The 8,546-nt window shown below is 69.4% G+C and carries 9 protein-coding genes; 7 read left to right on the forward strand and 2 right to left on the reverse strand.

Going from position 1 to position 8,546, the window contains the following annotated elements:
* The first annotated feature begins 46 nt into the window (after positions 1 to 46).
* The 3 genes from purF (at position 47) to VH571_RS03605 (ending at position 3,983) form a co-directional block, all read left to right on the forward strand.
* Entirely contained in the window at positions 47 to 1,510 is a 1,464-nt protein-coding gene (purF, locus tag VH571_RS03595) for an amidophosphoribosyltransferase (RefSeq protein WP_423263380.1), read from the forward strand.
* A 116-nt stretch (positions 1,511 to 1,626) separates the two neighbouring features.
* Positions 1,627 to 2,430: an ABC transporter ATP-binding protein gene (locus VH571_RS03600; RefSeq protein ID WP_423263381.1), complete on the forward strand. Its 804-nt coding sequence runs from the start codon at positions 1,627 to 1,629 to the stop codon at positions 2,428 to 2,430.
* Positions 2,412 to 3,983 (forward strand): transporter, encoded by a 1,572-nt coding sequence (locus VH571_RS03605; protein ID WP_423263358.1) that lies wholly within the window; start codon positions 2,412 to 2,414, stop codon positions 3,981 to 3,983. Before VH571_RS03600 ends, VH571_RS03605 begins: the two co-directional genes overlap by 19 nt.
* Positions 3,984 to 4,024: 41 nt before the next feature.
* On the opposite strand, the gene VH571_RS03610 is transcribed toward VH571_RS03605, so the two are convergent.
* On the reverse strand, positions 4,025 to 4,390 hold the full coding sequence (locus VH571_RS03610) for a hypothetical protein (protein WP_423263359.1): 366 nt from the start codon (positions 4,388 to 4,390) through the stop codon (positions 4,025 to 4,027).
* 76 nt (positions 4,391 to 4,466) lie between these two features.
* Complete coding sequence (locus VH571_RS03615) at positions 4,467 to 4,844, reverse strand: sterol carrier family protein (protein WP_423263360.1); 378 nt, start codon at positions 4,842 to 4,844, stop codon at positions 4,467 to 4,469.
* A 19-nt stretch (positions 4,845 to 4,863) separates the two neighbouring features.
* Between VH571_RS03615 and purD the strand changes: the two genes are divergently transcribed.
* From purD to VH571_RS03635, 4 genes are all read left to right on the forward strand, one after another.
* Positions 4,864 to 6,165 carry a phosphoribosylamine--glycine ligase gene (gene purD, locus VH571_RS03620; RefSeq protein ID WP_423263361.1) on the forward strand — a complete coding sequence of 434 codons (1,302 nt, stop codon included), beginning with the start codon at positions 4,864 to 4,866 and terminating at the stop codon, positions 6,163 to 6,165.
* Positions 6,162 to 7,070 carry a phosphoribosylaminoimidazolesuccinocarboxamide synthase gene (locus tag VH571_RS03625; RefSeq protein WP_423263362.1) on the forward strand — a complete coding sequence of 303 codons (909 nt, stop codon included), beginning with the start codon at positions 6,162 to 6,164 and terminating at the stop codon, positions 7,068 to 7,070. Before purD ends, VH571_RS03625 begins: the two co-directional genes overlap by 4 nt.
* Positions 7,071 to 7,158: 88 nt before the next feature.
* Positions 7,159 to 7,653 (forward strand): GNAT family N-acetyltransferase, encoded by a 495-nt coding sequence (locus tag VH571_RS03630; RefSeq protein ID WP_233572966.1) that lies wholly within the window; start codon positions 7,159 to 7,161, stop codon positions 7,651 to 7,653.
* Positions 7,654 to 7,806: 153 nt separating this feature from the next.
* The gene (locus VH571_RS03635; RefSeq protein WP_423263363.1) at positions 7,807 to 8,409 is read left to right on the forward strand and encodes a GNAT family N-acetyltransferase; all 603 of its coding nucleotides are present in this window, start codon (positions 7,807 to 7,809) and stop codon (positions 8,407 to 8,409) included.
* Positions 8,410 to 8,546 lie beyond the last annotated feature (137 nt).

Raw genomic sequence — 8,546 nt, forward strand, 5'->3', positions numbered from 1 at the left:
AGACTGTCTGGGTAAGCCCAACTCTACGGTCTGGAGCCAGCTGCGCATGTGCGGCATCGTCGGTCTCGTCGCGCACGAGCCAGCAAACCAACTCGTCTACGACGCCCTCCTCCTGCTTCAGCACCGGGGGCAAGACTCGACCGGAATCGCTACCGCAGAAGGCAGCATCTTCCACGTCTCGAAAACCCGCGGCCAGGTTCGCGAGGGCTTCCGCACCCGCGACATGCGGGGTCTCCTCGGCAACATGGGCATCGGCCATGTGCGCTACGCGACCAAGGGCGCCGCGTCGAACGAGCAGGAGGCGCAGCCGTTCTACGTGAATGCGCCCTACGGCATCACGCTCATTCACAACGGCAACCTCACCAACACGCGTGAGCTGACGAGCGAGCTGTTCCACATCGACCGTCGCCACCTCAACACGAACAGCGACACCGAGCTCCTGGTGAACGTGCTCGCGCACGAGCTGCAAGAGCAGGTCAACGGCCACGAGCTCGACCCCGAGCAGGTCTTCGCCGCCGTGACGCGCGTGCACGACCGCGTCGAGGGCTCGTACGCCGCCATCGCGATGATCGCCGGCCACGGCCTCCTCGCCTTCCGCGACCCGTTCGGCATCCGCCCACTCATCCTCGGCAAGCGCCAGGCTCTGAACGGCAGCGGCCGCATGGAGTGGATCGTCGCCTCCGAGAGCCTCGTGCTCGAGTCGGCGGGCTACGAGCTCGTCCGCGACGTCGCTCCCGGCGAAGCCGTCTTCGTGACGCTCGACGGCGAGATGGTCTCGAAGCAGTGCCACCCGCACCCCCGCCTCGTGCCCTGCTCGTTCGAGTACGTCTACCTGGCCCGCCCCGACTCGGTGATGAACGGCATCTCGGTCTACGACGCCCGCCTCCGCCTCGGCGACAAGCTGGCCGACACCGTCGCGAAATACGCCCCGACGGGCAACATCGACGTGGTCATGCCGATCCCCGACTCGTCGCGCCCCGCGGCCTCACAGGTCGCGCAGAAGCTCGGCATCGAATACCGCGAGGGTTTCTACAAGAACCGCTACATCGGCCGCACCTTCATCATGCCGGGGCAGGCGGAGCGCAAGCGCTCGGTCCGTCAGAAGCTCAATGCGATGGGCTCCGAGTTCAAGGGCAAGAACATCCTGATCGTCGACGACTCGATCGTGCGCGGCACCACCTCGCGCGAGATCGTCGAGATGGCCCGCGCCGCTGGCGCCAACGAGGTCACGTTCACCTCGGCTGCGCCTCCCGTGCGATTCCCCCACGTCTACGGCATCAACATGCCGACCCGGCAGGAGCTGATCGCGCACGATCGCAAGATCCCCGAGATCGCCAAGGTGCTCGGCGCCGACCATCTCATCTACCAGGAGGTCGAAGACATGCGCGCCGCGATCACCGAGGGGTCGAACGTCACCGACCTCGAGATGAGCTGCTTCACGGGCGACTACGTCACCGGCTCGGTCACCCCTGAATACCTGGCGTGGGTCGAGGCGAACCAGCTCAGCTGAGCCCGGCGCACACAGCCCCCGCTCGGGCGGCACCCCCTCTTTCACCCCGTGGTGAGACCGGGCGGGTGCGTAGGCTGATCCGCACCATGTTTGATGCTCCTCCACCCGACCCCGCGATGCGTTTGCTCGACTCGGTCGCGCCGAGTCGGCCGAGCAGCGATAAGGGCACCCCGGCGCTCGGCATTCGCGGCCTGGCCAAGCGGTTCGGCGAGAAGGTCGCGGTGCAGGGTCTCGATCTCGAGGTTCCCGCCGGATCCTTCTTCGGCCTCGTCGGCCCGAACGGCGCCGGAAAGACCACGACGCTCTCGATGGCGACGGGCCTGCTCCGGCCCGATGCGGGAGAGATCAGGATCCTGGGCACCGATGTATGGGCCGATCCCACTGCGGCCAAGCGCCTCGTCGGGGTGCTCAGCGACGGGATCGCCCTCTTCGACCGTCTCAGCGGCGAGCAGCTCATCACCTACCACGGCCTTCTCAACGGCATGGACCGCGAGACCGTGAAGACCCGCACCCGCGACCTGCTCGACCTGCTCGACATGAACGAGGCGGCTGGCAAGCTCGTCGTCGACTACTCGGCCGGCATGACGAAGAAGATCGCGCTCGCGACGGCTCTGGTGCACGCCCCGCGACTGCTGGTGCTCGACGAGCCGTTCGAGTCGGTCGATCCGGTCTCGGCGGCCAACATCCGCGACATCCTGCACGGGTACGTCGAGTCGGGCGGCACGGTGATCGTGTCGAGCCACGCGATGGACATGGTGCAGCGCATGTGCGACCACGTGGCCATCATCGCCTCCGGGCGAGTGCTGACCTCGGGCACCGTCGACGAAGTCCGCGGCGGGCGAGACCTCGAAGACGTCTTCGTCGATCTCGTCGGCGGTCGCCACCACACGAGGGGGCCGGAGTGGTTGCGCACCTCCTGAGCCTTCGGCTGCTGGTGCTGCGCAACACCCTGGCGCGGAGCCCCTGGCAGCTCGTCGCCGTCATCGCCGGAGGCATCTACGGCGTCGGGATTCTGGCTGTGGTGTTCGCCGGCCTCACCTTTCTCGGATCGGCCCCGGTCGGCCTGATCAAGACGATCGTGGTGCTCGCCGGGTCGGCGACCCTTCTCGGCTGGGCGATCGTGCCGTTGCTTGCGTCGGGGATCGACCAGACACTGAGCGTCGCGCGCCTCAAGATCTTCCCGCTCGCTCCCACCCGCCTGGTCGCCGCCCTGGCCGTCTGCGGTCTGCTCGGCATCCCCGGCGCGGTGACGCTCCTGGCGGGCCTCTTTACAGCCGCCACCTGGTGGCGCCAGCCGGGGATCGCCCTCGTCGCCCTCCTGGTGGCGACGCTCGCCGTGCTGACCTGCGTCTGCGCGTCACGGATGATCGAGTCGCTCAACGCGGGCCTCTCCGCCCACCGGCGGTACCGCGAGATCTCGGGGATCCTGCTGCTCATTCCGCTGCTCCTGCTCGGCCCGGCCATCACCGTGCTCGCCCAGGGGCTCCGGGGCGCTGCAGCGACGCTGCCCGTCTTGGCGGAGGGCCTGAGCTGGAGCCCGCTCGGTGCCGCCTGGTCGGTCCCCTCCGACATCGCCCTCGGCCACCCCGGCGCCGCCGCGCTGAAGCTGCTCATCGCGCTCGCCACCCTCGCGATCGTCGTCGTCGTCTGGCGCCGCAGCCTCGCGACGGCCCTCGTCTCGACCCAGCAGCCGGCCTCGAAGAGCGCGGCCGCAGGCGACATCGGTCTCTTCTCCCGCCTCCCGGCCACCCCCACCGGGGCCGTCGCGGCCCGAGCCCTGACCTACTGGATCCGCGACCCCCGCTACAGCCGGCAGTTGATCCTGATCCCGATCTTCCCGATCCTGCTCTTCGTCAACAGCCGCACGCTCGATCTGCCGGGCCTCGTGACCGCCTCGGGTCCGGTCGTCGCGGTGCTCGTCTCGCTGTCGATCTTCACCGACCTGTCGTACGACTCCACCGCCTTCGCGGGTCACCTGTCGGCCGGGTTGCCCGGCCGCGCCGATCGCGCCGGGCGCGTGATCGCCGTCGCCTCGTTCGCAGTGCCCATCGTCGTCGCGATCACGGTCGGATCAGTGGCGGTTGCGGGATCCTGGTCTTCTCTGCCGGCCCTGCTCGGCCTGTCGCTCGGGATGCTCCTCACCGGGCTGGGGCTCTCGAGCGTGTCGTCGGCGCGGATCGTGCTGCCGGTTCCCGCGCCGGGCGACAGCCCCTTCGCCGCGAAGACCGGGGCCGGGTTCACCACCTCGGTGACCACGTTCGCGACCTGGGGCGTTCTGCTGCTGCTCTCGCTGCCCGAGATCGTGCTGGCGGTGGTCGCGGGAGCCACGGGCAGCGCCCTGCTCGGTGCGATCACCCTGGTCGTCGGGCTGGGGCTCGGCGCGACCCTGCTCGTCAACGGAGTGCGAATCGGCGGCCGCGAGCTGGATCGGCGCGGGCCCGACCTGCTGGCCCGCCTCCGCGTCCAGCGCTGACGATCAGCCCGCTCGGGGCTGAGGAGGTGCTGCCCGACTGACTATTCGAGTTCGCCGTCGACCGGCTGATCAGCGTCGTCGGGCTCGGGCGTCTCGACGACCGTCCGCTCCCCTTCGACCGAACGACCGCGGCGCGACAGGATCGCGTCGAGGATGACAGCGACGATCGCTCCGACCAGAGCGCCGATCGCGATGCCGTAGAGCACGAAGTAGCCGAAGACCTGCGCGAACGGCGTCTGGTCGTCACCGGGTGCAGCCACAACCGCGATCAACGTGACGACGACACCCACGACGATTCCGCCGAAGATGAAGACCGGGTATTTCGGTGCTCGGCGCACTCGCACCTCGTCGCGGGTCGCGCTGACCTGCGGCTCAGGCTGCGGAAGATCGTCGGGTGCCGTACTCACGGCTCCATTCTCTCAGGAACAGGCGCGCTTCCCGACCCGGCGAGCTTCGCTTCGAGAGAGCCGAGGATCCCACGGCTCACTGGGCTGACCCACCCCACGCGATGGGAAGGTATCCGACGAGGTCGGCCCGGCTGCCGGACGCCGACACGAGCGCGCGGTCGACTGCGTCCTCCCATCGGAGTCGCCCGTCGGCGAGCGCCAGAAAGGTCTGCGCGTCGGTCTCGACGACGTTCGGCGGGGTGCCGCGCGTGTGGCTCAGCCCCTCGCGAAACTGCACGGCCCCGAACGGAGGAACCCGCACCTCGACCGTCGCTCCCGGCTCGCGGTCGCCGAGCAGCTGCAGGAGATAGCGGACCGCCGTGGCGGTCGTCGGCCTCGCGGCTTTAGCACCCTCGTCGAGTGCCGTGCGGACGGCCGCCCGCCCTGTGGAGGGATCGATTCTCGCTTTGGCCATACTCGATAAGGTATCCCCCGTGCGAATCCTCGTCCTCGGCTCCGGTGCTCGTGAGCACGCCATCGTCACCGCTCTTCTCCGTGAGGGGGCGGGTCGAGACGGCAGCGCCGCTTCGGCGACACCACCGCACCACATCGTCGCCGCGCCCGGCAACGCCGGTCTGGCCCACGACGTCGAGACCGTCCAGCTCGACGCGACCAACGGCAAGGTTGTCACCGAGTACGCCCTCGAAAACGACATCGAGCTGGTCGTCATCGGCCCGGAGGCCCCCCTGGTCGCCGGTGTCGCCGACGAGTTGCGTGCCCACAGCATTCCCGTGTTCGGCCCCGGCAAGAGAGCTGCCGCGCTCGAGGGCAGCAAGACCTTCGCGAAGCGGATCATGGACGAAGCGCGAGTTCCGACCGGTCGGGCCGTTCGCACCGGCAACCTGGCCGAAGCGACCGTGGCGATCGATGAGTTCGGTGCCCCCTACGTCGTCAAGGCCGACGGCCTCGCCGCCGGCAAGGGCGTGCTGGTCACCGCCGAGCGCGACGCGGCCCTCGAGCACGCCACCTACTGGCTGCAGCACGGCTCGGTGCTCGTCGAAGAGTTCCTCGACGGGCAAGAGGTCTCGCTCTTCCTGATCTCCGACGGCCACACCGTGCTCCCTCTGAGCCCCGCCCAAGACTTCAAGCGCCTCCTCGACGGCGACGCCGGGCCCAACACCGGCGGCATGGGCGCGTACTCGCCGTTGCCCTGGCTCGCCGACCGCTTCGGCAGCGAGGCTGACTTCGTCGCCGAGGTGATCGAGACGATTGCGCTCCCCACGGTGCGGCAGCTCGCCAAAGACGGCACGCCGTTCATCGGCCTGCTCTACGCCGGGCTGATCCTCACCGAGCAGGGCATCCGCGTCATCGAGTTCAATGCCCGGTTCGGCGACCCCGAGACGCAGGTCGTCCTCCCCCGGCTCACATCACCGCTCAGCGACCTGCTCCTCGCCGCGGCAACCGGCTCGCTCTCGCAGCATGCTGCACCGACCTTCTCGACCGACGTCGCCGTCACGGTCGTCCTCGCCAGCGAGGGCTACCCCGAGTCTCCGCAGACCGGTCGCGCCCTCACCGGCCTCGACGAAGCGCTCGCCGTGCCGGGCGTCAGCATCGCCCACGCCGCGACGGCCCGCCTCGACGACACCCTCGTCGCGACCGGTGGCCGGGTGCTCAGCGTCGTCGGCGCCGGCGCCGACTTCACCGAGGCCCGCGCCCGCGCCTACGAGGCCCTCGGCCGAATCGGCCTCGAGGGCGGCCAGTACCGCCGCGACATCGCCGCGGAGGTCGCCGAGTGACCACCGTCGCGCCGACCCCCGCCTCGGGCGATCTGCCCGGCTGGCGTCACTTCTACTCGGGCAAGGTGCGCGACCTCTACGTGCCGGTGGGCGCGACCGACCTCGGCGACGCCCCGGCCGTGCTCGTCGTCGCGAGCGATCGCGTGAGCGCCTTCGACCACCTGCTCGAGCCCGGAATCCCCGACAAGGGTGCCCTGCTCACGCGCCTCAGCCGGTGGTGGTTCGAGCGGTTGCCCGTCGCCAACCACCTCCTGTCGAGCGGCAGCGGCGCGGATCCTGCGGTTCCGGCCGTTCCGGCCTCGGTGGCCGACCGGTCGATGTTGGTGAAGTCGCTCGACATGTTCCCGATCGAGTGCGTCGTGCGCGGCTACCTCGTGGGAAGCGGGTGGCTCGAATACCAGGAGTCCGGCACCGTCTGCGGTGTCCCGTTGCCCGCCGGCCTGGCATCGGGCGACCGCCTGCCCGAGCCGATCTACACGCCGGCGTTCAAAGCCGAGCTCGGCGACCACGACGAGAACATCACGTTCGAGCGCACCGTCGAACTGGTCGGCGAGGCGACCGCGACGGCCCTGCGCGACCTTTCGCTGTCGATCTTCGGGGCGGCGTCCGAGATCGCCGAAGAGCGCGGCGTGATCCTCGCCGACACCAAGTTCGAGTTCGGTGCCGACCGCGTCACCGGCGAGATCACTCTCGCCGACGAGGTGCTCACCAGCGACTCCAGCCGCTACTGGGATCGCCACACCTACGACGGCGGCAACCGCACCGACAGCTTCGACAAGCAGATCGTGCGCAACTGGCTGCTCGACAACTGGAACAAAGAAGGCACCCCGCCGACGCTGCCGACGGAGGTCGTCGAGCAGACGGCCGGTCGCTACCGCGAGCTGCTCGAACGCCTCACCTCCTGATCAGCTATTCGGCCGTGACCGAGCGGCAATCCATGAATCTGGATGCACCTGATTAACGATCGGAGCCAAGAAGATGCAGAATGTTCCGGTGACGAACGCAACTGCGACGGAGATCCAGATTCAGGATCGCCCGTGGACCGACCCCGAAGGCGCACACCTCCGCTGCGAGCAGCGGGCTGAGATCGCCATCCGCTACGGCACCGACGATTCCGAGCCGGGCGTCAAGCCCACGGCCGACGACATCGCCGAGTTCGTCGTCGCGACGATCGACGGCAAGCCGGTCGCCTGCGGAGGTCTTCGCGAGCTCCACGACGAAGACGGCGTGGCCCCGGCCGGCGATGCCGAGATCAAGCGCATGTTCGTCCGCTCGAACAGTCGCGGCGGCGGGGCAGCCGTCACCGTGCTTCAGGCCCTCGAATCGCGCGCCGTGGCTCGCGGCTGGAGCCGCCTGGTGCTCGAGACGGGCAGCGCGCAGCCCGACGCGATCCGCTTCTACGAGCGTGAGGGCTACACGCGCATCCCCAACTTCGGCCACTACGTCGGGCACCGCGACTCGATCTGCTTCGGCAAGACGCTCTCGTAGCAGCACCAGGATCCGCCGCCCGACGTCTCACGGATACCCGGCCCTGCCGCGGCACGTCGCCGAGTCCGCACGGCGTCGGTTAGAGGTCTGTGCCGGCACGAGGTCTGCACCAGCTCTAGGTCGGTGCGCGCGATCGGTGAGTACGGTGAGCCCATGACCTACCAGGCTGACGCCGACTCCCCCGCCGACGACGGCCCCACCCACCCCGTCTTCACGACCGTGGCCGAGGGCGACCTCACCCTCGACGACCACGAGGCGATCACCGCCACCCTTGCGCGGGCCTTCCCGTCATACGACCACTGGTACCAGGGCGCCCGGAGCTGGGCCGGAATGCAGCCCGAACTGCGAGTCATCGCCCGTGCTGGCGACGTCGTCGTCGCCCACGCCGGCATCCGACGCCAATTCGTGACCGTCGGCGAGGTCGACCAGCTCGTCGGTGCCGTCGGGATGGTGGCCGTCTCGCCGATCCTGCAGGGGACCGGCCTCGGCACCGGCCTGCTCTCGTACGTCGACGACGCACTCAGCGGGCTCGGCGTTCCCTTCGGCCTGCTCGAGACCGGCGAAGCAGTGCAAGGTTTCTACCGCCGCCACGGATGGGAACCCCTCGACGGAGTGACCGGCCATTACAACGCCCTCACCGCCGACGGAGCATCCACCCTGGTCAGCCAGGACGAAGGCTGGCTGATCCGCCCCCGCGGCGCCGACCGCGAGGCCTGGCCCGACGGCGACATTCGCTGGAACGGCCAAATGGTCTGAATCTATTTGGCGCGACGCGGGTCGCGGGCGCGGACCTCCGACAATTTCATCTAGCGCGGCGCGGGTCGCGGGCGCGGACCTCCGACAAGCTCCGGCCATCCGCGCCTGCCCGCGTCCGGCCGGTCGGCACTGCAACC

This window comes from Frondihabitans sp. 4ASC-45 (genome assembly GCF_049472575.1).
Classification (GTDB): domain Bacteria; phylum Actinomycetota; class Actinomycetes; order Actinomycetales; family Microbacteriaceae; genus Frondihabitans.